Consider the following 22,009-nt stretch of genomic DNA (forward strand, 5'->3'; position numbering starts at 1 on the left):
GCAAGGACGATGGCCCATTCTGCGGTCATGACCAGCATCGACCTGAAACTGAGCCGCCTGACCATGTCGCGGCTGCTCGACGGCGCCGAGCGCATCGCCATCGTGGTGCTCTACATCATGCTGGTGCACCGGTTCATCGGCGATCTGGCCGAGAAGCCGGTCAATCTGCTGTTCATCCTCTCCGAGGGTCTGATCGCGGTCATGGTGCTGCTGCGGCGTTCGACCGAGGCGATCAGCCTGCGGCCGGTCGACTGGCTGACCGGGGTTCTGGGGACCGCCCTGCCCATGCTGTTCCAGCCCACGGGCGACGGCTGGGTCGGCGGCGGCATGCTGATGGCGGGGGGGCTGCTGATCAGCCTGGGCGCCAAGCTGTCGCTGCGCCGCAGCTTCGGCGTCGTCGCCGCCAACCGGGGCGTCAAGCGTACCGGCCTTTACGCCGCCGTTCGCCACCCGATGTATCTGGGCTACCTCGTGACCTATATCGGCGCCTTCGCCGCCAATCCGAGCAGCTGGAACGCCGTGCTGCTGTCGGTCTGGCTGGTGTTCGAGGTGCTGCGCATCTTCGCCGAGGAGCGCATCCTGATGCAGGACCCGGCTTATCAGGAACACGCGACGAAGGTGAAGTTCCGACTGGTGCCGGGACTTTGGTAGGGCGCTAACGCTCGCGACGCGGTCGCTCGCTGCTTGAGCGCGGGCTGGCCATCTGTGAACAGCCACACTAGATGTGGCGAATGACCGATCCCGTTGTCCGCCCCGTCGTTCGTCATGTCGTTCGCCAGCATCCCGCCTGGCGCGACGACATCGGCGATCTGGTGACCCGTCGGCCCGTGCCGGGACCGGGGCTGGACCAGATGGATCCCTTCCTGTTCCTGAACCACCACGGGCCCCAGACCTATCCGCCCAACAATCGGGGCCTGCCGTTCGGGCCCCATCCGCATCGGGGCTTCGAGACCGTCACCTTCATCCTGGACGGCGAGCTGGCGCACAACGATTCCGCCGGCGGGGAGAGCATCATCCGGGCCGGGGGCATCCAGTGGATGACCGCCGGGTCGGGCCTGATCCACGCCGAGCTGTCGCCTGCCGCCTTCAAGCGCGACGGCGGGCCGATGGAAATCCTGCAGCTCTGGGTCAATCTGCCGTCGCGGCTGAAGATGACGAAGCCGGACTATGTCGGGCTGCAGGCCGCCGATATTCCGAGCTTCACTACCGACGACGGGCGGGTGACGGTCGAGCCCGTCTCGGGACGCTGGGGCGAGGTCGAGGCCCCGATCCAGTCTCTGATCGACATCCAGCTTGCGGTTCTGAAGTTCAGGCCGGGCGGGGTGTTCGAGGCGCCGGTGGCGCGAGGACGCACGGTCTTCCTCTATGTCGTCGCGGGTTCGGTGTCGGTCGGCGGGACGCCGGTTGAGCCGTGGAACCTGATCGCGCTGGGCGACGGGGACGCGGTGCGGATCGAGGCCTCGTCGGACGCCGTGGTCCTGCTGGGCCATGCCGAGCCGATCGGCGAACCGGTCGCCAGCCACGGCCCGTTCGTGATGAACACCCGCGAAGAGATCATACAGGCGATCACCGACTACAACGCCGGCAAGTTCGGACCGCCGCCGAGGGTTTAAGGTCTAGGCCGGCATCTGCACCGGGACGCCCGGCGCCGCGGGCTCCAGCGGGATTTCGAACCAGAAGGTCGAGCCCCGGCCGGGGGCGCTGTCCACCCCGATGCGGCCGCCCATCATGACCACCAGCCGGCGCGAGATGGCCAGGCCCAGGCCGGTGCCGCCGTAGAGGCGGGTGGTCGAGCTGTCGGCCTGGGTGAAGCGGTCGAACAGCCGCTCGATCGCCTCGGGCGAGACGCCGATGCCGGTGTCGGTCACCGCGACGCGCAGCCCCTCGCCCGCCGTCTGAAGGCTGAGGCCGATGCGGCCCGTCTCGGTGAACTTTATGGCGTTGGAGAGGAAGTTGAGCACCACCTGACGCACACGCCCCTCGTCGGCGACCATGGCGCGGGGCAGGGCGTCGGCGATGTCGAGGTCGAGGTCGAGGCCCTTCTCGCGGCACTGTTCGGCGATCATGGCGACGGCGCCCTCGGCCATCAGCCGGGGATCGAACGGGGCCGGGTCCAGCTCGAAGGCGTCAGCCTCCAGCCGGGAATAGTCGAGCACGTCGTTGATCACCCCCAGCAGGGCGTTGGAGGCGGCCGAGATGCGGGTGGCGTAGTGCCGCTCCTTGTCGGTCAGGGTCGGGCTGGCCTGCAGGAAGGCGGAAAAGCCGATGATCGAGGTCAGGGGGGTGCGGATCTCGTGGCTGGTATTGGCCAGGAAGTCGGACTTGGCGCGGGTCGCGGCCTCGGCGGCGTCGCGGGCCTCGATCAGGGCCACCTGGTCCCGCATGGTGTCGGTGATGTCCTGGAAGACGCCGAACAGGCGCACGGGCCGCCCCTCGGCGTCCATCTCGCAGCGGGCCTTGGACCGGGTGGTGCGTTCCTCGCCGTCGTCGCGGGTGATGCGCAGGGTGGCGTCATAACCTGTCCCGGTTCTGAGGGCCCGGTCGACCAGGGCCCGAACCACGGCGGCGTCCTCGGGATTATAGGCGCCGATGGCCGAATGGAGGGTGGGATCGACCGACCCGGGCTGGAGCCCGTGGATGCGATAGACCTCGTCGGACCAGGTCACCTGACCGGTGGCCACATCGACGCTGAAGTGCCCGACCCCGGCCATGGACTCGGCCAGCTCCAGGGTCTCGCGCTTGGCGGAGGCGGCGCGTTCGTCGCGCTCCAGCTCATAGAGGTCGCCGGCCATGACCGCGAACCGGCGCAGATGGTCGATCTCGTCGGGGGTCAGGGGCGCCCGGGCCTGGAAGTCCATGACCCCGAAGGAACCGACGGCCTTGCCGGAGCGGTCCGAGACCGTGGCCCCGGCGTAGAAGCGCAGTCCTTTCGGACCCTTGACCAGATCGAGGTGTTTGACCCGCGGATCCGTCAGGCCGTCCTCGATCAGCAGCAGGGCGCCCGGGCCTTCGGCGATCAGCAGCCGGGTCGGGCTGAAGGGGACCAGGCCGCCCTCGGCGGAGAAGCCGGGCAGGCCGATCAGGGTGCGCTGGGCGATCCGGTCGTCGACGAAGATGGAGCACAGGCCGACGGGCGCCGAAAACAGGGCGCAGGCCGTCTTGACCAGACGGCCCATGGCGCTGTCCGCGCCGGTTCCCGGTTCGAAGATGCTGCTGGGCAAGGCCTGACCCTTGATATTCAATCGCAGAAACTAGGTCAGGACGGGCCGGAAGCGGCTACTAACTTTGGTTATACGGCCCGGCTTTCACAGCCCTGCCGCGAAACCGGCGAGTTCGGCCAGCCGGATCCCGCCCAGCGGGACGCGGCCGTCACGACCCCACACGGGATCGGGCCAGAGGGGATCGTCGCGGCGGCGGCCGACGACGTGAACGTGCAGCTGGGCGGTGACATTGCCGAGCGCGGCGGTGTTCACCTTGTGCACCTCGAGATCCATGGCCTGACCCAGACGGCGGACGATGTCGGCGGCGCGGATCATTTCGGCCATCAGGACGGGACGGTCGGCGGGGGCGAGGTCGTCCAGTTCCGAGGCGTTCGCGACGCGCGGGATCAGCACCAGCCAGGGAAAGCGGGCGTCGTCCATCAGCCGCACGTCGCACAGGGGCCAGGCGGCGACGGCTGTGGAGTTGGCGATCAGGCGGGGGTCGGTTTCGAAGGCGGTCATGGCGCCATCCTAGTTCGCCCGGGGAAAATCGGCAGGGTCTTTAATCGGCCTTCAAGGACGATCGGTCATCCTGTGAGGATGACGCTGAAGGACCTGCTTCTCCTGATCGGCTTCGGCGTGGTCTTTATCGTGCTGGAGCGGTTGATCCCGCGCGACCGGACCCAGCCGGTCCTGCGCCCCGGCTGGCAGACCGATATCCTGCACGCCTTTGTCGGCGGCTGGATGATCAGCGTCGGGGTGATCCTGGTGAGCCTCGTTCTGAGCCTTCTAGCGGTCCACGCGGTCCCGCATTCGGTCGCCGCCGCGATCCGCAGCCAGCCCGACTGGCTCGAGTTCGTCGAAATCCTGCTGCTGTCCGATCTGGGCATCTACTGGATCCATCGGGCGTCGCATGCCGCGCCGGTCCTGTGGCGCTTCCACGCCGTGCATCACTCCAGCGAGCATCTGGACTGGGCCGCGGCGCACCGGGTGCATCCGGTGGAACAGGTGCTGTTCTCGACCGCCGCCTTCGGCCCCGCCGTCCTGCTGGGCTTTTCGCCGGGGCCGCTGGCCGTCTATGGGCTGCTTTATCACGCCCACGCCCTGCTGCTGCACGCCAATGTCCGACTGGATTTCGGCCCGCTCAGGCATGTCATCGGGTCGCCCGCCTTCCACCACTGGCACCATGCGGACCAGCGTGAGGCCTATGACCGCAATTTCGCGGCCCTGTTCGCCTTCTACGACCATCTGTTCGGCAGCTTCCGCCTCCCCGAGGGGACGCTGCCCGAGCGCTACGGCGTCGAGGATCCGGTGCCGAAGGATTTCCTCGGCCAGCTGGCGCATCCGTTCAGGGGCGGCGCCGACGAACCCGCACCCGCCCCCCAGGCGGCGGCTCAGTTCAACCCGTAGACCACGCAGGCGCTGTTGGTGAGGGTCTGGAGCGGCGGCTGCAGGGCCAGGCGCGCGGCCTCGATGGACTCTTCGCTCGGCGCCTGACCCGGAGCGGGCGGAGCCGGCGGCGGCGGCGGGGGCGCCATTCCGGCCCGAACCCGCGATCCGGTGACCACCACATCCCGGTCGACCGTGGTCGCCTGATCGCCGCCGGCGTTGTAGGAGGGCCAGCCGGCCAGGACGTCGGTCTCGCAGGCGCGGCCGGTCGGGTCGATGACCCGGACCGACCCGAGCGTGGCGCCGGCGTTGGTCGCGGCCGCCTGGGCCCGGCCGCGCGCATCCTTCATGGCCTCGGCGGCCAGATTGCTCTTCCAGACGTTTTCGGGCTCGAGGTTGAAATAGACGGTGCTGATCGTGGTCGGCTGACTGGCCACCACGGTCGCATAGACCCGTTCCAGCAGGGAGACGTCGCGGATTGTCAGCTGGACCGAGGCCTCGGTCTGGTAGCGGTTGATCTTGTCGGGGCGGACATTGTCGCGCAGCACCCCGGCTTCGTCGCGGTATTGCTCATAGAGGGGACGGGTGGTCAGGCGGGTCTCGACCCGGACCTTGTCGACGCCATAGGCCGCGAGCGCCTGGGACAGGGCGCGGACCTGATCGGCGGCCTTGCGCGAGGATTCGGTCGCGCTGCGCTCGATGGACTGGAAGCTGGCGCTGAAACCGGCGCGGTTGGCCGGAATCTCGACGCGCACGCTGCCGATGGAGGCGATGACGGGATCGCGCATCCACCAGGGGGCGGGGACATATTGCTGGCCGATGGTGGCGGGAGGGGTCTGGGCCGACGCAGGCGCGGCGGCCGCTCCTGCGAGGAGAAGGAGGGTCAGGGCGGCGGCTGTACGCATCGGTTTCACTCCCGTTTCACTCTCGTTATCCGGGCACCCTCGCAGTCATGGCCAAGGTCGTAAACCCCGAAGCTTGCCGAGGCCCGTTCACAGGTCTAGACCGCCGCCCAAAGATTTCCTCTCGCAACTGCAAACCGGCCTGAAGCCGCTCCCATCCGTGCGGCGGGCCACCCAAAACGGAGAATTCCATGGCTCGTGCGAAGATCGCCCTTATCGGCGCCGGCATGATCGGCGGCACCCTGGCCCATGTGGCCGCGCGCGAAGCGCTGGGCGACGTCGTCCTGTTCGACATCGCTGAAGGCACCCCCCAGGGCAAGGCCCTGGACATCGCCGAAGCCACCGCCGTCTTCGGCTCGTCGGTCTCGCTGAAGGGCGCCAACGCCTATGAGGACATCGCGGGCGCCGACGTCTGCATCGTCACCGCCGGCGTGCCGCGCAAGGACGGCATGAGCCGCGACGATCTGGTCTCCATCAACCTGAAGGTCATGAAGGCCGTCGGCGAGGGCATCAAGGCCCACGCCCCGAACGCCTTCGTCATCTGCATCACCAACCCGCTCGACGCCATGGTCTGGGCGCTGCAGAAATTCTCAGGGCTCCCCAAGGAAAAGGTCGTCGGCATGGCCGGCGTGCTCGACTCGGCCCGCTTCGCCTACTTCCTGTCGGAAAAGACCGGCGTCTCCGTGCAGGACATCCACGCCTGGACCCTGGGCGGCCACGGCGACGACATGGTCCCGATGGTGCGTCACTCGACCGTCGGCGGCCTGCCCCTGCCTGACGCCGTCGCCGCCGGCTTCCTGTCGCAAACCGATCTGGACGCCATCGTCACCCGCACCCGCAAGGGCGGCGGCGAGATCGTCGCCCTGCTGAAGACCGGTTCGGCCTTCTACGCCCCGGCGGAATCGGCCATCGCCATGGCCAAGTCCTATCTGCTGGACCAGAAGCGCGTCCTGCCCTGCGCCGTCTGGCTGTCGGGCGAATACGGCCTGTCGGACCTCTATGTCGGCGTGCCCGCCCTGATCGGCGCCGGCGGCGTGGAGAAGGTCGTCGAGTTCACGACCAACGACGAAGAGAAGGCGATGTTCGAGAAGTCGGTCGCCTCGGTCCAGGGTCTGATCCAGTCCTGCAAGGATCTGGATCCGTCGCTGGCTTAACGCCAGCGGGCGCGGTCACCTCTCCATTCGCGAAGGCGAATGGGGAGGACAGATCGCGGAGCGATCAGGAGGGGGCGACGCGGCGCTGGCCGTTTCGCCCCCTTTTTTTGTGTCTGGACGTCAGGCAGCGGTGTCGCCCTCTCCTGATCGCCGCTGCGCGTCGATCTGTCCTCTCCATCGCCCTCCGGCGATGGAGAGGTGAACGCTAGTTGGCCGGGGCCGCCGCCGCGGCGCCCGCGCCGGTGGTCAGGCGGGCGAACTGGGGCAGGAGGCTGCGCCAGATCGCCAGATGGTCGGCCAGCTGGTCGGGGCCGCCGGCGTTCAGCAGGACGTCGTACTGGACCACGGCCGAGGGCAGGCCGGTCCCTTCGGGCGCCTCATAGATGGCCTTGAGGAAGCGGCGATCGCGGTTCCAGCCGTTGATCAGCTCCGGCGTGACGGCGGCGTTGGAAACGCCGGTAGTGAACTGGATGTCCGAGCACAGGCCGTTCTCGCACGACTGGAAGAACAGCAGCCAGGCCAGGCCGTCGGCGTCGACGCGCACATACTGGCGGCCCTGATCCTCCTGGATCGCTCCGGCGGTCACCCCTTGCGTGTTGAGCCAGGCGATCGCCGCTGCGGGAGCGACGCCGAGCACCGCCGGGCGCGGGGCGGCGGCGGGCGCGGGAGCCGCGGCGGGCGCCGTCTGGCTCACCGGCGTGACGGACAGGGCGAGGGCCGACAGGGCGGCGGCGAGAACAGTCATCAGGGAACCTCCAGCTTCGAAAGCCAGCCTAACGGCCATTACGGCGAAGTTGTGTGCGGATTTTCGGCGTGTTCCGCCTTCTCCAGCCATGAGGCGCTCGACATCTCACGCAGACGCGAGACCGTGCGTTCGAACTCGAAGGCGCCGTCGCCGGCCGGATAGAGAGCCTCGGGCTCGGCCTCGGCGCGGACCACCAGCCGTGTCCCGGCTTCGTACAGGGCGTCGATGAGGGTCACGAGCCGCTTGGCCTCATGGCGCCGGTCGGGGCTGAGGATCGGCACGGAATCGAGGAACAGGGTGTGGAAGCGGGCCGCGATGGCCAGATAGTCCTGCGGGCCCAGAGGCCGGGCGCAGAGCTCGTCAAAGGTGGCGCGGGCCAGACTGCCGGCCGTGCGTTCGATGACCACGTCGCGGCCCAGCACCTGAAGATGGGCCGCCTCTTCCGACTCGCCGCCGCGCAGATCCGTCCAGAGGGCCTCGAAGGCGGCGCCCGACTTGCCGTCCGCATCGCCGACAAACCAGACGGGCGAGCCCATCAGCCTGTTCAGGCGCCAGTCGCGGGCGCCGGCGATCTCGATGACCACGCAGCGCTTTTTGATCTCGTCGATGAAGGGGGTGAAGAGCTGGCGGTTGATGCCGTTCTTGTAGAGTTCGTCCGGCGCCCTGTTGGAGGTGACGGCCAGAACCACCTTGCGTTCGAACAGGGCGTCGAACAGCCGGCCCAGGATCATGGCGTCGGCGATGTCGGTGACCTGAAGCTCGTCGAAGCACAGCAGTCGCGCCTCCGAGGCGATCAGGGCGGCGATCGGCTCGATGGGGTCGTCGCCCCTGTGGGTCCCGAAGACGGCCTGACGCTGCTTCCTGTCGCCCTCGCGCCATTGGCGGACCAGATCGTGGATGCGGGCCATGAAGGCGTGGAAGTGGGCGCGCAGCTTCTTCGGCTCGGGGGTGGCGGAGACGAACAGGTCCATCAGCATGGACTTGCCCCGTCCCGGAGGCCCCCAGATGTAGAGGCCGCGCACCTCGGGATGGCCGCCGAACAGGCCCTTTCTGGAGAGATCCTTCTCCAGCCGCTCCATCGCCTTGATCAACGGCGCCTGGGCCGGATCGGGCGCGATCACCCCCTCGTCGACGCGGATGTCATAAGCGGAGCGAATGCGGGAGGTCATCGAACTGGGGCATATCCTTGCGCGCGCGATGCGGAAAGCGATTGCTTCGCGCGTGCGAAAGACTACATGCGTGCCCCTGCCGCAAGAACCCTCGCGCGGCAGGTGTTCAACCGCGCCCGCATGGGCGCACCAGATGTCCGAAGGACCAGATACAATGGGCTATCGCGTCGCCGTCGTAGGCGCCACCGGCAATGTCGGCCGGGAAATGATGACCATCCTCGAGGAACTGAACTTCCCCGTGGACGAAATTCACGCGATCGCCAGCCGAAAATCCAAAGGCGTGGAGGTCTCGTTCGGCGACCGCACCCTGAAATGCCAGGACCTGGAGCAGTTCGACTTCTCGACCGTCGACGTCGTGCTGATGTCGGCCGGCGGGACCGTGTCGAAGGAATGGTCCGAGAAGATCGGCAAGGCCGGTCCGATCGTGATCGACAACTCCTCGGTCTTCCGCATGGACAAGGACGTGCCGCTGATCGTGCCGGAAGTGAACCCGGACGCGGTCAAGGACATCCGCAAGAACATCATCGCCAACCCGAACTGCTCGACCGCCCAGCTGGTCGTGGCGCTCAAGCCCCTGCATGACGCCGCCAAGATCAAGCGCGTCGTGGTCTCGACCTATCAGTCGGTCTCGGGCGCGGGCAAGGAAGGGATGGACGAGCTGTGGAACCAGACCAAGGCCATCTATGGCCTGGGCGACGCCAAGCCGAAGAAATTCCCCAAGCAGATCGCCTTCAACGTCATCCCCTTCATCGGGTCGTTCAACGAGGACGGCTATACCGACGAAGAGGCCAAGATGTGGAACGAGGTCCACAAGATGATGGACCCGGAGATCAAGCTGACGGTCACCTGCGTCCGCGTGCCGGTCTTCGTGGGCCACTCCGAGGCGGTCACGGTCGAGTTCGACCGTCCGATCTCGGTCGACGAGGCCCGCGCCATCCTGCGCGAGGCCCCGGGCGTTCTGGTGGTCGATAAGCACGAGCACGACGGTTACATCACCCCGGTCGACGCCGCGGGCGAGCACGCCGTCTATGTCTCGCGCATCCGCAAGGACCATACGGTTGAGAACGGTCTGAGCTTCTGGGTGGTGTCGGACAACCTGCGCAAGGGCGCCGCCCTGAACGCCGTCCAGATCGCTCAGCTGCTGGACGAGACGGGGACCCTCAAGTCCTCGACCGGCTTCCGTTCGATCACCGTCTGATCGCCCTCCCGAGGGAGGATTTCGCCGTCAAAAGGATGAGGGGCCGAAAGGCGCCTCATCCGACCGGTAGCCGTCTCCCGCACGGGAGAGGGAAGGATATGTCATGACTGACGCCGCGCCTTCGCAGACCCGCAACGCCCTGATCGCGGCCCTGCTCTGCTATTGCGTCTGGGGCGTTCTGCCGCTGCTGTTCATGGCTTTGGCCCATATGGGCTATTCGGCCCCCGAGATCCTGGCGCACCGCGTCCTGTGGTCGGCGCCGTTCGCGGCGGTTCTGGTGCTGCTGGCCGGACAGACGCGTCAGGCCCGGGAGGTGCTGACCAGCCCCGCAACCGTCGGCTGGCTGGCCCTGTCCACCCTGATGATCGTCATCAACTGGGGCCTCTATGTCTGGGCCACGACCCATCACCACACGATCGAGGCCAGCCTCGGCTACTACATCAACCCTCTGCTCAACATGGCCGCGGGCATGGTGCTGTTCCGCGAGCGGATCGACAAATGGGGCTGGGCCGCTATCGGTCTCGCCGCCATCGGCGTGCTGATCCAGGCCATTGCCCTGGGCCGTCCGCCCTGGCTGTCGATCGGCATCGCCCTGAGCTTCGCGGCCTATGGGGTGATCCGCAAACGGGTCGCGGCCGAGGCCCAGACCGGCCTGTTCGTCGAATGTTTGCTGATGCTGCCATTCGGCGCGGCCTACCTGATCTGGCTCGCCCATGCGGGACAGGCGGTCGGGTTCGCCAGCCCGTCGCACTGGGCCTGGTCGATCGCCTGCGGGATCATCACCACGATTCCGCTGGCCCTGTTCGCCTGGTCGGCGCGCCGGCTGCCCCTGTCGACGATCGGCTTCCTGCAGTTCCTGGCCCCGACGCTGCAGTTCGCCGTCGGCGTCTTTACGGGCGAGCCCCTGACCCTGCTGCGCCTCGCGTCCTTCGCCTTCATCTGGGCCGGGGCCGCTGTCTTCGCCCTGGCCGCCCTGTGGCGCAAACGGGCCGAGCGGCAGGCGATCAAGACGGTGGTCGACGCGGTCTGACGACCGGCCTAGCCTCGGGCGCATGACCGAGGCCCTGTCGAAATCCCACAAGCGCTGGATCCTCGCCGCGACGGTGCTGGGGTCTTCGCTGACCTTCATCGACGGCTCGGCGCTCGGCGTCGCCCTGCCGGCGATCCAGAAAGATCTTGGGGCCGGACCGGCGGCGGTGCAGTGGCTGTCGAACGCCTATCTGCTGACGCTGGGCGCGCTGGTCCTGATCGGCGGGGCGGCGGGGGACCGGTTCGGACGGAGGAAGGTCTTCCTGATCGGTGTGGCGGTCTTCACCCTGGCCTCCATCGTCTGTGGCCTGTCGCCGGATGTGCGGTTCCTGATCGGAGCGCGGGGGGTGCAGGGGATCGGGGCGGCCCTGCTGACGCCCGGAGCCCTCGCCGTGATCGGCGCGACCTTTCCGCCCGAGGAGCGGGGCAAGGCCTTCGGGGCCTGGGCCGGGGCGGGGGCCATCTTCGGCATGGTGGGGCCGCTGGTCGGCGGCTGGCTGGCCGACCACGCCGACTGGCGCGCCATCTTCTGGATCAACGTGCCTCTGGCCATTCTGGCCGTTCTGATCACCGTGAAGTTCACGCCGGAGAGCCGGGACGAGGAGGCGAAGGGGCTGGACGGGCTCGGCGCCCTGCTGGCCGTGGTCGGGCTGGGGGCGGTCACCTGGGGGCTGACGGCGGCGCCCGATCTGGGGATGGGCAGTCCGTGGATCGTGGGGTCGCTGGCTGGCGGGGTGCTGGTGCTGGCGGGCTTCCTCTGGGCCGAGGCGAGGGAGGCGCATCCGATGATGCCGCTGTCCCTGTTCCGGTCGCCGGTGTTCAGTGGAATCAACCTGTTGACGCTACTGCTCTATTTCGCGCTCGGCGGGGCCATGTTCTTCCTGCCGTTCGAACTGATCCGGGTGCATGGCTGGACAGCGACCGGGGCCGGATCGGCCATGCTGCCGTTCGCCGTGATCATGGGGCTGTTCTCGGGTCTGGCCGGGCGGATCGCCGACCGGTTCGGCGCCAAGCTGTCGCTGAGCGTCGGGCCGGTTCTGGCGGGCGTGGGGCTGGCCCTGCTGGCCCTGATGCCGAGGGACGCGGGCTATGTGGCCGGGCCACTGGCCGGGATGACGGTGCTGGCCATTGGCATGACGTTCGCCGTCGGCCCCCTGACCGCGGCGGTCATGGGGGCGGTGGCGCCCGGGCACACCGGGGTGGCGTCCGGGGTCAACAATGCGGTGGCGCGGGTCGCGGGCCTGTTGGCCGTGGCCCTGCTGGGCATGGTGCTGTCGGCGGTGTTCGTCGTGGCGCTGGGCCAGCCCGAGGCGCGAGCGCGGCTCGGCGACTTCATGGCCGGAGCATCAGGTCAGGCGGCCGAGAGCGCGGCCTTCCACCGGGCCTATCAGGTCGTGATGGGCGTCTGCGCCGCCTGCGCGATCCTGAGCGGAATCATCGGCGGACTGACGGCTCCGGGTCGGGTTCAGAAGCCCGCGTAGAAGGCGTCGATCAGTCGGGTCGCGCGCGGATCGCCTATCAGGTGCGGCGACTGACGCGTCATCACATAGGCGCCCGAGACCCGGGTCTTCGGATCGGCGAAGACGCAGGAGCCGCCCCAGCCGCAATGGCCGACCGTGTCGGGGTTGGGTCCGAAGATGTTCAGGCCTTCGTTGCGCATGACGCCGGTGGCCCAGCTGATCACATAGGGCAGGACCTTGTCGGGGCCGTGGATGCGTTCGCGGGTCAGCTGATCGACGACGTCGGGCGACAGGATGGAGCGGCCATGCAGGTCGCCGCGATTGGCGACGATGCTGAAGATGCGGGCCAGGTCGCGCGCCGTGCCGTGCACATTGGCGGAGGGAATCTCCATCGTGCGCCATTCGGTCGAGCCGCGCCCGCCGGGGGCCGCGCCCTTCGAGATGAAGGCGGCGGACTTGATCGGGTCGATGGTCCCGAGACTGGGCGGGGCGGCGGGTTTGCGGATGGCCGCGACCCGGTCGTGCTCGGCTTCGGGAAGACCGATCCACAGGTCGAGATCGTATTTCGTCGCGAAGTCCTCGCGCAGGGCCGCGCCCATTGTGCGGCCGTCGGTCAGGCGGAAGACCTCGCCCGCCAGATAGCCGATGGTGATCGGGTGGTAGCCCGAGGCTGTGCCGGGGGGCCACATCGGCGCCTGGGCCGCGAGGCGGTCCAGCACCGCCTGACGGTCGAACCAGATGGCCGGGTCCTCGGGCGTGTCGAAGCCGGGCAGGCCGTCCTGATGCGACATCAGCTGAGCGACGGTGATGCCGTCCTTGCCCGCCTGTCCGTAGGCGGGCCAGAGGCTGGCGACGGTCTGATCGTAGTTCAGTTGACCGCGCTCGACGGCGGTGGCGATCAGCAGGGCCATCACCGCCTTGCCGGTTGAGAAGACCGGGGTGAGCGTCTTGTCGGTGAAGGGCGTTCCCTCTCGCGGATCCGCCTGACCGGCCCAGAGATCGACGACGACCTCGCCCTCGACACAGAAGGAGACGCGGGCGGCCTGTTCATTGAGCCCGTCGGAGGCGTCGGTGAAATTGGCCGCGAAGGCGTCCTTCACGGCGGAGAAACGGGGCGGGCAGACGCCGGAGATGTCGGTCATGCGGGCCTCTTATCCGGGGACTTGGCGTTCAGCCAGTCCAGCACGCCCTTGGCCGCGACCACGCCCGAGGCGAAACTGGCCTGGAGCAGATAGCCGCCGGTCGGGGCCTCCCAGTCCAGCATCTCGCCGGCGACGAAGACGCCCGGGCGGGCGGTTAGCATCAATGATGGATTCACGGCCTCCAGACCCACGCCCCCGGCCGAGGAGATGGCTCGCTCCAGCCCCTGCATCCCGGTCAGCTTAAGGCGCACGCCCTTGATGCGTCTGGCCAGCTTGTCGGCGCCGAGCGGGATCTCGCCGGGGATGTCGCGCAGGACGGCGATGGCGGCGGGGGACAGGCCGCCGGACTTCCTCAGATGGTTGGTCATGGAGTCCTTGCCGCGACCCTTGGCCAGGCGGTCGGCGAGGGCGTCCTCCGTCAGGTCGGGACGCAGGTCGAGGGTCAGGGTCGCCGACCCCTCATGGGCGATGGTTTCGCGCAGGGCCGACGACAGGGCGTAGATCGCCCCAGCCTCGATGCCGTAGCGGGTCAGCATGACCTCGCCCCTGACCCGGAAGGGGCTGAGCGCGCTCTGTTTTCCCTCAGGCCCGACGGGGGTGAAGGAGACTTCGACCGCCTTGAGCGCTTGCCCTGAGGCGCGGTCCTTCAGGATGTCGGACCAGTCAACATTGAATCCGGCGTTGGACGGGCGCAGGGGAGCGATCGCGACGCCCTCGGCCTCCAGCAGGGGCGTCCAGCCGCCGTCCGAGCCCAGCCGCGGCCAGCTGGCCCCGCCGGTGGCGAGGATGACGGCGTCGGGGGTCTCGGCGGATCCGTTCTCGAAGGTCAGAGCCTCGCCGGACCAGCCGGTCCAGTGGGAGCGGGTCTTCAGGACGACGCCGAGCTCGGCCAGCCGGGCCAGCCAGGCGCGCAGCAGGGGTGAGGCCTTCATGGCGCGGGGGAAGACGCGGCCGCTGGAGCCGGTGAAGGTCTGCTGGCCCAGCCCCTCGGCCCAGGCGATCAGGTCGTCGGGGGTGAAGGCGTCGAGCCAATCGGACACCGTCGCCTCACCTGAGCCGTAGCGCGACAGAAACGCTTCCTGCCCCTCCGAATGGGTCAGGTTCAGTCCGCCGCGCCCGGCCAGCAGGAATTTGCGCGCCGGCGAGGGCATGCGTTCATGGACGGTGACCGCAACGCCGGCCCTGGCCAGAACCTCGGCCGCCATCAGCCCGGCGGGGCCGGCGCCGATGATGGATACGGTGCGAGGGGAGGAAGTGTCGGTCATCTCGCACCCTCTACCGCAAGAGGGGGGATTTCGGAGCAAAAACCCCTATATGTTTCCAAATGAGCGTCGCCTTCACCCGTGAGGAAGACCTGGAGGCCACGGCCGCCGATCTTCCCGACCGCCCCATCTCGCCCCACGCCAATCTGGTGACGGCGTCCGGCCTGGCCGCCATCGAGGCCGAGCTGGCAGCCGCGCGCGCGGCCTATACGGCGGCCCAGGCCCATGGCTCCATCGAGGCGGACCGCACCGCCATGGCCCGGGCGACGCGCGACCTGCGCTACTGGTCCGCGCGGCGGGCCAGCGCCCAGCTGCTGGAGGTTCCGGCCGAGGGCGTCGTGCGGTTCGGCGGCTCGGTGACCATCGAGCGCGAGGACGGTCGCACCCAGACCTGGCGCATCGTCGGCGAGGACGAGGCCGATCCGGCGGAGGGCTCGGTCAGCCATGTCTCGCCCCTGACCCGCGCCCTGATCGGCAAACGGGTCGGCGACGAGGCCATGGTGGCGGGGCAGTCGGTCGAGATCGTCGCGGTGGATTGATCAACGGTCGACGCGAGCGCCGACCTGCGCTCAACTGAGATCAGAAGAAGAAGGAAAGACTGCCCATGGCCCGTAAGCCCAACTACAGTTTCGAGCGTCAGGAACGCGAGCGCGCCGACGCCAAGAAGGCCGCTGAAAAGGCCGCCGCCAAGGCCGAGAAACGCGCCCAGCAGCAGGCCGAAAAGGCCGCGGGCGCCGAGCCCACTGACGAGGACTAGACCAGACCCTCACAAGCCGGGGCCTCGGCGGCGCTGCCGGGGAAGACGCGCGTGTCGAGCGCGGCGCGGTCGACGCCCATGTGATCGCGCAGCAACCCCTTGAAGACCGAGCGGACGTCGAGCGTCGGGGTCAGGTCGCGGTCCTCGAACAGTTTCGCCTCGGCCAGCGTCGGCCAGTCGCCGACCAGACCACCCTGTTTGAGCGCGCCGCCCGCCAGCAGCAGGGAGGAGCCGGTGCCGTGGTCGGTGCCTCCCGTGCCGTTGGCGCGGGCGGTTCGGCCGAACTCGGTGGCGACGACGACGACGGTGCGGTCCCAGTCGGCCCCCAGACCCTGATGCAGACCGCCGATGACCTGATCCAGACCGGTCAGACGCGTCTGGAGCTGGCCCAGCTGGCGGGCGTGGGTGTCCCAGCCGTCGATGGACAGGGCCACGAGGTCCGCGCCCTGATCCCCCGCCATCAGACGGGCGACGGCGGCGCCGAGGCTGGCGACGTCGTTGCGGCGCACCGTGGCGTCGCCCGCGACCATGGCCATCTGTTCGGTCTCCAGACCGCGCGCCAGATTGGTCCCGAGCATCGGGTCGTCGACATAGAGGTCCTGAAGCAGGGAGGCGATCCGGTCGCCGCCCTCGATCTTGCCGCCCGGCGCCCAGCTGGAGGTCGGGGCCGAACCGCGCAGGATCAGGGGCGTCTGGGCCCCGATGGAGAGGCCGTGATAGCGGGCGCCGGACGCCGCGAGCGCCCGGTTCAGCCAGCCGTCGGTCTGTTGGCGCAGGCCCTCGCCGCCGTTCTCCAGGACATCCTGGGCGTCGAAATGGGAGCGGATGCGGGCCGGGATGGCGACCGCCGGGGCGAAGCGCATCTGACCGGCTTGATACAGGCCGTGCAGACCCGCCAGCGAGGGGTGGAGGCCGAAGCCTTCCGAGAGGGCGAGCGCGCCATTGGGCTGGCCCGGCGCCGGGATGGCGAGACCGCCGCGCAGGGGAACATAGTTCGGATCGCCGTAGGGCACGGTGACCGACAGGCCGTCCATGGCGCCGCGCGCGATGATGACGACCATCTTGTTGCGCGGCCCGGCGGCGCTCTGGGCCGAGGCGCGACCGGCGAAGGCGAGGCTGACGCCAGAAGCCGCGAGGAACAGGCGGCGGTTGAGGATGGGGTAGGTCATCGGCGTTGGAACTCCGGCGACATGAGGAAGAGGGTCAGGGCTTCGGGGCGGCTTTGGGCGCGGGCGACGGCGAGGCGGGTGCGTTCGCTGAGACGGGCGCCGAGGGCGTTTACCGCCACCGTATTGGGATCGGCGACCTGGGCGAGGTCGGCGACGGCCTTGGACCAGTCGAGCCGCTTCACCAGGGCGTCGGGTCCGGCCCAGTCGGCGGCGGTGTCGGGCCAGCCCTCGGGCGAGGGGGCGGCGAAGGCCGGTTGACCCATGGCGACGAGGGCCTGCTGCAACGGTTGAATCCTCTGTGGACTGGTCCCCAGCGCCCGATGGGCCGAGACGATGAACTCATAGGGGGTCTTGATCTTGGCCGGTTGCGGCGACCAGCTTTCGGGGGCGGTCACCAGGGTCCGGGCCACGACGGCGAGGTCCCCGCCCGAGCGGGTCCAGGCCTGTTCCAGCTTCGCCACCAGAGACGGCGGTGGGTCGTCGGCGACGAAGTGGGCGGCGATCTTGCGGGCCAGCCGCCGGGCCGTCCGGGGACTGTTGGCGAGGTCGCGCAGGATGGCCTCGCCCTGATCCTTCTCGCCCGGCGCGTAGGTCTTGCCCAGCACCGTGCGGGCGCCGGGTTCGTGGACGATGGCGCGGTAGACGAAGCCGTTCAGGCCGGGCTCGCCGCGCACGGCCGCCCGGACGCCGCGTTCATAGAGGGCCTGTTCGCGTCGGCCGCCGCCGCCGAAGCCTTGCGCGCCCGCCGCGACATTGGCGCGGACCAGATCCATGCCCTGATCCCGGGGCGCGGGGACGGACCAGCCGGTCAGGGCGCGGGCGAACTCGGTCACGTCTCCTTGCGTATAGCCGCCGTCGGCGCCGACGGTGTGCAGCTCCATGATCTCGCGCGCGAGGTTCTCGTTCAGACCGGCGTTGCGGCGCTGGCCGGCGCGGCTGTCAGGGCCGATCGACTGAGCCTGATCGAGATAGAGCAGCATGGCCGGATGCTGTTCGGCGGCGACGGCCAGATCCTCGAACTTGCCGAAGACATGGGGGCGGATGGCCTCGCGCTCATACTGGCCCATGAAGACGGCCGACTGGAACTTGGTCGCGGAAACCGTGAAGCCGTTGGCCCAGAACAGGGCCCAGCGCTCGGCGAAACCGGCGTTGGTGGTGGCGCCCAGCCGGGTCCGGGCGAGGAACTCCTGCGCCGTGTCCTGAACCAGATCGCGGCGGCTGTCGCGGCGGGCGTCGAAGGCGGCCTGGGCCTGGGTTTGGGCCGCGTCCGGGGCGGGCATGGCCTGCGCGGCCATCGGAGCGGATTGGGCCGGATTGGCCATACGCTGGGCCCGACGTTGCTGTCGCCGGGGCTGGCCGGGCGCCCCCATGGCCGGCTGGGGGGCGGACTGGACGCCGGGCTGGCCAGCGGCTGCGGGCGGCCTGTCCTGACGCGCCTGCCGCACCTGCTGGGCGTCGCGCTGATAGTCGAGGAAGGCCTGCATCCGCTCGACGGAGGTGTCGAACGGGCCGGTCGGATTGGCCGCGCCGGAGGGGCGGATCTGGCCTTCCAGCCAGCCACGGGGGTCGGTCAACCGTTGAATCTCACCGGGCCGTGCCCCCAGACCGAAGCGGGTGAGGGCGATGGCGGCGTTGACGTCGGATTCCGAAGGCATGGCCCGTCCTCGCGTCGTTTGTGTCAGACCTGAAACGTCCTGCCCTGAAAAGTCCGTCGCGAATGAGGAGGTTGCAAGCCGGGATCGACGGGTATCCTATGCCGCCGAACAGCGAAGGCCCCTCTCCGATACCTATTGGGGGGACCTCAGCGGGAGTGAGACCGATGGGCCAGAGGTCCGAGACCCTGACCGACGCCGCGACCCATCCGGACCGGGTCCGGTCGGTGCTGGACGATGCGGCCGGGCCGGCGCGCTCGGCGCTGGCGGCGTCCTGGCGGCGGTCGATCACCCTCTATGGTCTCGATCCCGAGGACGGGCGGCCGCCCGAGGTGTTGACGGCGCAGGAGCTGGCGGCGGCGCGGCAGGAGATCGAACCCCTGATGCGGGCGGCGCAGTCGACGCTGGACCGGCTGTTCCAGGCCGTGGGCGACACCGGCTGCTGCGTGCTGCTGACCAATCGCGACGGGGTGCCGGTCGACCGGCGCGGCGCGGTCGCGGACGACGACCAGTTCCGCCGCTGGGGCCTGTGGTCGGGCGCGGTCTGGTCCGAGGCGACCGAGGGCGCCAACGGCATCGGCACCTGTCTGGCCGAGAGCCGGCCCCTGACCATCCACCGCGACCAGCATTTCCATACGCGCAACATCGGCCTGAGCTGCACGGCGGCGCCGATCTACGACCATCAGGGGCGGCTGGCGGCGGCGCTGGACGTCTCCTCCGCGCGGGCCGACCTGACCGAGGGGTTCGTCGGCCTGATCGCGGCGGCGGTGGGCGATGCCGCCCGCGCCATCGAGGCCGCCCATTTCCGCGAGGCCTTCGCCCAGACCCGTATCGTCCTGCCGCCCGGTGGTGAGCGCCATGGGGCTGCGCTTCTGGCCGTGGACCGTCACGATCTGGTGGTCGGGGCGACGCGGTCGGCGCGGCAGATGCTGGACATCACCGACGCCCGTATCGCGGGCCAGTTGCCGGCCTCGGATGTGCTGTCGGTCGGCGGAAGCGGCGAGGAGCTGGTCGAGGCCGAACGCGGCGCGGTGCGCCGGGCCCTGGCGCGGGCGGACGGAAACGTCTCGGCCGCGGCCCGGGCTCTGGGGGTGAGCCGCGCGACCCTGCACCGGAAGCTGAACCGGCTGGGGCTGGCGGGGCACTGAACCTGTCGCACGCCTGCGACAGGTGTGCGGCGCAGCATGGAAACCCGCCCTATCGCCGGACGTAAGGCGGGCGCTTCTCTGGCTCCAACGACGACGCCGAACGGGCGCGCCGACAGGAAACAGACGGAGACCGATCATGACCAAGCCCGAATTCATTCGCGCCGCGACGCCGAAATTCAAACCCCGCTACGACAACTTCATCGGCGGCGAATGGGTCGCGCCGGTCGCCGGCCGCTATTTCGAGAACCTGTCGCCGGTGAACGGCCGGGTGCTGTGCGAGGTGGCGCGGTCCGACGCCGCCGACGTCGAGCTGGCGCTGGATGCGGCCCACAAGGCGAAGGCGGCCTGGGGCAAGACCTCGGTGACCGAGCGCGCCGTGATGCTCAACAGGATCGCCGACCGGATCGAGGAGAATCTGCAGGCCATCGCCGAGGCCGAGACCTGGGACAACGGCAAGCCGGTGCGCGAGACCATGGCCGCCGACATCCCGCTGGCCATCGACCATTTCCGCTATTTCGCTGGCTGCATCCGGGCCCAGGAAGGCGGCATCTCCGAGATCGACCACGACACGGTCGCCTATCATTTCCATGAGCCGCTGGGCGTGGTCGGCCAGATCATTCCGTGGAATTTCCCCATCCTGATGGCGGCGTGGAAGCTGGCCCCGGCTTTGGCGGCCGGCAACTGCATCGTGCTCAAGCCCGCCGAACAGACCCCGGCCTCGATCCTGCTGCTGACCGAACTGATCCAGGACCTGATCCCGGCGGGGGTGCTCAACATCGTCTCGGGTACGGGCGTTGAGGTCGGCAAGCCGCTGGCCACCAATCCGCGCATCGCCAAGATCGCCTTCACCGGTTCGACCGCCGTCGGCCAGCAGATCATGCAGTACGCGACCGAGAACCTGATCCCGGTGACGCTGGAGCTGGGCGGCAAGTCGCCGAACATCTTCTTCAAGGACGTGATGGATCACGACGACGCCTTCCTCGACAAGGCGCTGGAAGGCTTCGCCATGTTCGCCCTCAATCAGGGCGAGGTCTGCACCTGCCCCAGCCGCGCCCTGATCCACGAGGACATCTTCGACGCCTTCATGGAGAAGGCGATCAAACGGGTGGAATCCATCGTGCGCGGCGACCCGCTGGACCCGAACACCATGGTCGGGGCGCAGGCTTCGCAGGCCCAGCTCGACAAGATCCTGTCGTACCTCGCCATCGGCAAGGCGGAGGGCGCCGAGGTCCTGACCGGCGGGGATCAGGCCGAGCTGAAGGGTGATCTGAACGGCGGCTATTACGTCGAGCCGACCATCTTCAAGGGCACCAACGACATGCGGGTGTTCCAGGAGGAGATCTTCGGCCCGGTCCTGTCGGTGACGACATTCAGGACGCTGGACGAGGCCATCGCGATCGCCAACGACACCGTCTACGGCCTCGGCGCCGGGGTCTGGTCGCGCGACATGAACACCGCCTACCGCGCCGGCCGGGCCATCGAGGCCGGCCGGGTCTGGACCAACTGCTACCACCAGTACCCCGCCCATGCGGCCTTCGGCGGTTACAAGAAGTCCGGCATCGGGCGTGAGAACCACCGGATGATGCTGGACCACTATCAGCAGACCAAGAACCTGCTGGTCAGCTACAGCCCCGACAAGCTCGGCTTCTTCTGATCCCCAACTCCCCCCGGAGACGTCCTGACCCGGACGCGACTGCGGCGGTCCTTCGCGAGAGAGGCCGCCGTGTTTTTTACCGGCTGCGGTAGCGCAGGGCGTCGACGAGGAGGGCGAAGGCGGGGGTCGGCTGGCGGCGGCTGGGGTAGTAGAGGTGGTACCCCGAAAAGGGCGGGGTCCAGTCGTCCAGCACGGTGGTCAGGCGGCCCTCGGCGATCAGGGGCGCGACCTCGTCGTGCATCATGACCGCCAGCCCCATGCCGGCGAGAGCCGCGCGCTGGACCAGGGCCATGCTGTTGAAGATCAGCTGGCCAGAGACGCGGACATTGGTCGTCTGACCGTCCTTCTCGAACTCCCAGGCATAGAGGCCGCCGAGGGTCGGCAGGCGGTAGTTGACGCAGATATGGTCGGCGAGGTCGTGCGGGGTTTTCGGCGCGCCGCGGCGGGCGACATAGTCGGGGGAGGCGATGACGACCATGCGCAGGTCGGGACCGATGGGGACGGCGATCATGTCCTTGCCCAGCCGTTCGCCCAGACGGATGCCGGCGTCGAAACGGCCCTCGACCAGATCGGCGAGGCTGTCATCGACCGAGATCTCGACCTTGATGTCCGGATAGGCGGGCAGGAGGCGTTCGAGCACGGGCCAGAGCACCTTGCGCGCCGCATGTTCGCCGGCGGTGATGCGGATGGTCCCGGCCGGACGATCGCGCAGATCGCCGAGCGCCGCGACCCGCTGTTCGATATCGTCGAAGGCGGGCTTGAGGGTCTCCAGCAGCCGTTCGCCCGCCTCGGTCGGAGCGACGTTGCGGGTGGTGCGGACCAGCAGGCGCAGGCCCAGACGCGTCTCGAGGCGCCGCACCGTATGGCTGACCGCCGACTGGGAGGTGCCCAGTTTCGCCGCCGCCCGGGTGAAGCTGCGTTCCTCCGCCACGACCATGAAGGTGGAGAGGTCGCCCAGCTCATCGCGCTTCATTCATGA

21 protein-coding genes are annotated in these 22,009 nt (G+C 69.0%); 11 read left to right on the plus strand and 10 right to left on the minus strand.

Annotation, left to right across the window (positions count from 1 at the left end; translation table 11 throughout):
* The first annotated feature begins 9 nt into the window (after positions 1–9).
* Positions 10–651 carry a methyltransferase family protein gene (locus AC1ROD_RS01095; protein ID WP_492946420.1) on the plus strand — a complete coding sequence of 214 codons (642 nt, stop codon included), beginning with the start codon at positions 10–12 and terminating at the stop codon, positions 649–651.
* Between the two features lie 80 nt (positions 652–731).
* On the plus strand, positions 732–1,613 hold the full coding sequence (locus AC1ROD_RS01100) for a pirin family protein (RefSeq protein ID WP_492946421.1): 882 nt from the start codon (positions 732–734) through the stop codon (positions 1,611–1,613).
* Positions 1,614–1,616: 3 nt separating this feature from the next.
* Here AC1ROD_RS01100 and AC1ROD_RS01105 read toward each other — a convergent pair whose 3' ends face one another.
* Together AC1ROD_RS01105 and AC1ROD_RS01110 are read right to left on the minus strand one after the other, a co-directional pair.
* Positions 1,617–3,221 carry a sensor histidine kinase gene (locus tag AC1ROD_RS01105; RefSeq protein ID WP_492946422.1) on the minus strand — a complete coding sequence of 535 codons (1,605 nt, stop codon included), beginning with the start codon at positions 3,219–3,221 and terminating at the stop codon, positions 1,617–1,619.
* Between the two features lie 84 nt (positions 3,222–3,305).
* On the minus strand, positions 3,306–3,722 hold the full coding sequence (locus AC1ROD_RS01110) for an HIT domain-containing protein (RefSeq protein ID WP_492946423.1): 417 nt from the start codon (positions 3,720–3,722) through the stop codon (positions 3,306–3,308).
* 78 nt (positions 3,723–3,800) lie between these two features.
* On the opposite strand from AC1ROD_RS01110, the gene AC1ROD_RS01115 reads away from it, so the two are divergent.
* Positions 3,801–4,610 (plus strand): sterol desaturase family protein, encoded by an 810-nt coding sequence (locus AC1ROD_RS01115; protein ID WP_492946424.1) that lies wholly within the window; start codon positions 3,801–3,803, stop codon positions 4,608–4,610.
* Here AC1ROD_RS01115 and AC1ROD_RS01120 read toward each other — a convergent pair.
* A complete protein-coding gene (locus AC1ROD_RS01120; protein ID WP_492946425.1) occupies positions 4,595–5,494 on the minus strand; it encodes an SIMPL domain-containing protein in 900 nt (299 codons plus the stop codon). The two genes, AC1ROD_RS01115 and AC1ROD_RS01120, sit on opposite strands and share 16 nt — an antisense overlap.
* A gap of 188 nt (positions 5,495–5,682) precedes the next feature.
* Between AC1ROD_RS01120 and mdh the strand changes: the two genes are divergently transcribed.
* The gene (gene mdh, locus AC1ROD_RS01125; RefSeq protein WP_492946426.1) at positions 5,683–6,645 is read left to right on the plus strand and encodes a malate dehydrogenase; all 963 of its coding nucleotides are present in this window, start codon (positions 5,683–5,685) and stop codon (positions 6,643–6,645) included.
* Positions 6,646–6,850: 205 nt separating this feature from the next.
* Here mdh and AC1ROD_RS01130 read toward each other — a convergent pair whose 3' ends face one another.
* Positions 6,851–7,390: a YbjN domain-containing protein gene (locus tag AC1ROD_RS01130; RefSeq protein ID WP_492946427.1), complete on the minus strand. Its 540-nt coding sequence runs from the start codon at positions 7,388–7,390 to the stop codon at positions 6,851–6,853.
* 38 nt (positions 7,391–7,428) lie between these two features.
* Positions 7,429–8,559 (minus strand): cell division protein ZapE, encoded by a 1,131-nt coding sequence (zapE, locus tag AC1ROD_RS01135; protein WP_492946428.1) that lies wholly within the window; start codon positions 8,557–8,559, stop codon positions 7,429–7,431.
* A 154-nt stretch (positions 8,560–8,713) separates the two neighbouring features.
* On the opposite strand from zapE, the gene AC1ROD_RS01140 reads away from it, so the two are divergent.
* The 3 genes from AC1ROD_RS01140 to AC1ROD_RS01150 all read left to right on the plus strand — a co-directional run bounded on the left by AC1ROD_RS01140 (position 8,714) and on the right by AC1ROD_RS01150 (position 12,267).
* Entirely contained in the window at positions 8,714–9,757 is a 1,044-nt protein-coding gene (locus tag AC1ROD_RS01140) for an aspartate-semialdehyde dehydrogenase (RefSeq protein WP_492946429.1), read from the plus strand.
* Between the two features lie 103 nt (positions 9,758–9,860).
* Positions 9,861–10,787 carry an EamA family transporter RarD gene (gene rarD, locus AC1ROD_RS01145; protein ID WP_492946430.1) on the plus strand — a complete coding sequence of 309 codons (927 nt, stop codon included), beginning with the start codon at positions 9,861–9,863 and terminating at the stop codon, positions 10,785–10,787.
* A 22-nt stretch (positions 10,788–10,809) separates the two neighbouring features.
* Positions 10,810–12,267, plus strand: a complete 1,458-nt coding sequence (locus tag AC1ROD_RS01150; RefSeq protein ID WP_492946431.1) for an MFS transporter — start codon at positions 10,810–10,812, stop codon at positions 12,265–12,267.
* Here the strand turns inward: AC1ROD_RS01150 and AC1ROD_RS01155 are convergent.
* Together AC1ROD_RS01155 and AC1ROD_RS01160 are read right to left on the minus strand one after the other, a co-directional pair.
* Complete coding sequence (locus AC1ROD_RS01155) at positions 12,252–13,388, minus strand: serine hydrolase domain-containing protein (protein ID WP_492946432.1); 1,137 nt, start codon at positions 13,386–13,388, stop codon at positions 12,252–12,254. The two genes, AC1ROD_RS01150 and AC1ROD_RS01155, sit on opposite strands and share 16 nt — an antisense overlap.
* Positions 13,385–14,653: a BaiN/RdsA family NAD(P)/FAD-dependent oxidoreductase gene (locus AC1ROD_RS01160; RefSeq protein WP_492946433.1), complete on the minus strand. Its 1,269-nt coding sequence runs from the start codon at positions 14,651–14,653 to the stop codon at positions 13,385–13,387. Before AC1ROD_RS01160 ends, AC1ROD_RS01155 begins: the two co-directional genes overlap by 4 nt.
* Before the next feature lie 59 nt (positions 14,654–14,712).
* Here AC1ROD_RS01160 and greA point away from each other — a divergent pair, with 59 nt between their 5' ends.
* On the plus strand, positions 14,713–15,189 hold the full coding sequence (gene greA, locus AC1ROD_RS01165; RefSeq protein ID WP_492946434.1) for a transcription elongation factor GreA: 477 nt from the start codon (positions 14,713–14,715) through the stop codon (positions 15,187–15,189).
* A 65-nt stretch (positions 15,190–15,254) separates the two neighbouring features.
* On the plus strand, positions 15,255–15,407 hold the full coding sequence (locus AC1ROD_RS01170) for a hypothetical protein (RefSeq protein ID WP_492946435.1): 153 nt from the start codon (positions 15,255–15,257) through the stop codon (positions 15,405–15,407).
* Here the strand turns inward: AC1ROD_RS01170 and AC1ROD_RS01175 are convergent.
* Together AC1ROD_RS01175 and AC1ROD_RS01180 are read right to left on the minus strand one after the other, a co-directional pair.
* Complete coding sequence (locus AC1ROD_RS01175) at positions 15,404–16,576, minus strand: DUF1501 domain-containing protein (protein WP_492946436.1); 1,173 nt, start codon at positions 16,574–16,576, stop codon at positions 15,404–15,406. The two genes, AC1ROD_RS01170 and AC1ROD_RS01175, sit on opposite strands and share 4 nt — an antisense overlap.
* Complete coding sequence (locus AC1ROD_RS01180) at positions 16,573–18,231, minus strand: DUF1800 domain-containing protein (protein WP_492946437.1); 1,659 nt, start codon at positions 18,229–18,231, stop codon at positions 16,573–16,575. Before AC1ROD_RS01180 ends, AC1ROD_RS01175 begins: the two co-directional genes overlap by 4 nt.
* Before the next feature lie 164 nt (positions 18,232–18,395).
* Here AC1ROD_RS01180 and AC1ROD_RS01185 point away from each other — a divergent pair, with 164 nt between their 5' ends.
* Positions 18,396–19,376 carry a GAF domain-containing protein gene (locus AC1ROD_RS01185; protein WP_492946438.1) on the plus strand — a complete coding sequence of 327 codons (981 nt, stop codon included), beginning with the start codon at positions 18,396–18,398 and terminating at the stop codon, positions 19,374–19,376.
* Between the two features lie 136 nt (positions 19,377–19,512).
* Positions 19,513–21,030, plus strand: coding sequence for an acetaldehyde dehydrogenase ExaC (gene exaC / locus AC1ROD_RS01190; protein ID WP_492946439.1), 1,518 nt, complete (start codon positions 19,513–19,515; stop codon positions 21,028–21,030).
* A gap of 76 nt (positions 21,031–21,106) precedes the next feature.
* Here exaC and AC1ROD_RS01195 read toward each other — a convergent pair whose 3' ends face one another.
* Positions 21,107–22,003 (minus strand): LysR family transcriptional regulator, encoded by an 897-nt coding sequence (locus AC1ROD_RS01195; RefSeq protein ID WP_492946440.1) that lies wholly within the window; start codon positions 22,001–22,003, stop codon positions 21,107–21,109.
* Between the last annotated feature and the right edge of the window lie 6 nt (positions 22,004–22,009).

It is taken from the genome of Brevundimonas sp. GW821-FHT12E07 (assembly GCF_058807035.1).

Excerpts from the sequence above, each read along its gene's own strand:
- zapE (WP_492946428.1), bottom strand. The coding sequence starts at position 8,559 with ATGACCTCCCGCATTCGCTCCGCTTATGACATCCGCGTCGACGAGGGG.
- AC1ROD_RS01185 (WP_492946438.1), top strand. The coding sequence starts at position 18,396 with ATGGGCCAGAGGTCCGAGACCCTGACCGACGCCGCGACCCATCCGGAC.
- exaC (WP_492946439.1), top strand. The coding sequence starts at position 19,513 with ATGACCAAGCCCGAATTCATTCGCGCCGCGACGCCGAAATTCAAACCC.
- AC1ROD_RS01130 (WP_492946427.1), bottom strand. The coding sequence starts at position 7,390 with ATGACTGTTCTCGCCGCCGCCCTGTCGGCCCTCGCCCTGTCCGTCACG.
- AC1ROD_RS01100 (WP_492946421.1), top strand. The coding sequence starts at position 732 with ATGACCGATCCCGTTGTCCGCCCCGTCGTTCGTCATGTCGTTCGCCAG.
- AC1ROD_RS01110 (WP_492946423.1), bottom strand. The coding sequence starts at position 3,722 with ATGACCGCCTTCGAAACCGACCCCCGCCTGATCGCCAACTCCACAGCC.
- AC1ROD_RS01175 (WP_492946436.1), bottom strand. The coding sequence starts at position 16,576 with ATGACCTACCCCATCCTCAACCGCCGCCTGTTCCTCGCGGCTTCTGGC.
- rarD (WP_492946430.1), top strand. The coding sequence starts at position 9,861 with ATGACTGACGCCGCGCCTTCGCAGACCCGCAACGCCCTGATCGCGGCC.
- greA (WP_492946434.1), top strand. The coding sequence starts at position 14,713 with ATGAGCGTCGCCTTCACCCGTGAGGAAGACCTGGAGGCCACGGCCGCC.
- AC1ROD_RS01180 (WP_492946437.1), bottom strand. The coding sequence starts at position 18,231 with ATGCCTTCGGAATCCGACGTCAACGCCGCCATCGCCCTCACCCGCTTC.
- AC1ROD_RS01095 (WP_492946420.1), top strand. The coding sequence starts at position 10 with ATGGCCCATTCTGCGGTCATGACCAGCATCGACCTGAAACTGAGCCGC.
- AC1ROD_RS01115 (WP_492946424.1), top strand. The coding sequence starts at position 3,801 with ATGACGCTGAAGGACCTGCTTCTCCTGATCGGCTTCGGCGTGGTCTTT.
- AC1ROD_RS01140 (WP_492946429.1), top strand. The coding sequence starts at position 8,714 with ATGGGCTATCGCGTCGCCGTCGTAGGCGCCACCGGCAATGTCGGCCGG.
- AC1ROD_RS01195 (WP_492946440.1), bottom strand. The coding sequence starts at position 22,003 with ATGAAGCGCGATGAGCTGGGCGACCTCTCCACCTTCATGGTCGTGGCG.
- AC1ROD_RS01120 (WP_492946425.1), bottom strand. The coding sequence starts at position 5,494 with ATGCGTACAGCCGCCGCCCTGACCCTCCTTCTCCTCGCAGGAGCGGCC.
- AC1ROD_RS01170 (WP_492946435.1), top strand. The coding sequence starts at position 15,255 with ATGGCCCGTAAGCCCAACTACAGTTTCGAGCGTCAGGAACGCGAGCGC.
- mdh (WP_492946426.1), top strand. The coding sequence starts at position 5,683 with ATGGCTCGTGCGAAGATCGCCCTTATCGGCGCCGGCATGATCGGCGGC.
- AC1ROD_RS01160 (WP_492946433.1), bottom strand. The coding sequence starts at position 14,653 with ATGACCGACACTTCCTCCCCTCGCACCGTATCCATCATCGGCGCCGGC.
- AC1ROD_RS01150 (WP_492946431.1), top strand. The coding sequence starts at position 10,810 with ATGACCGAGGCCCTGTCGAAATCCCACAAGCGCTGGATCCTCGCCGCG.
- AC1ROD_RS01155 (WP_492946432.1), bottom strand. The coding sequence starts at position 13,388 with ATGACCGACATCTCCGGCGTCTGCCCGCCCCGTTTCTCCGCCGTGAAG.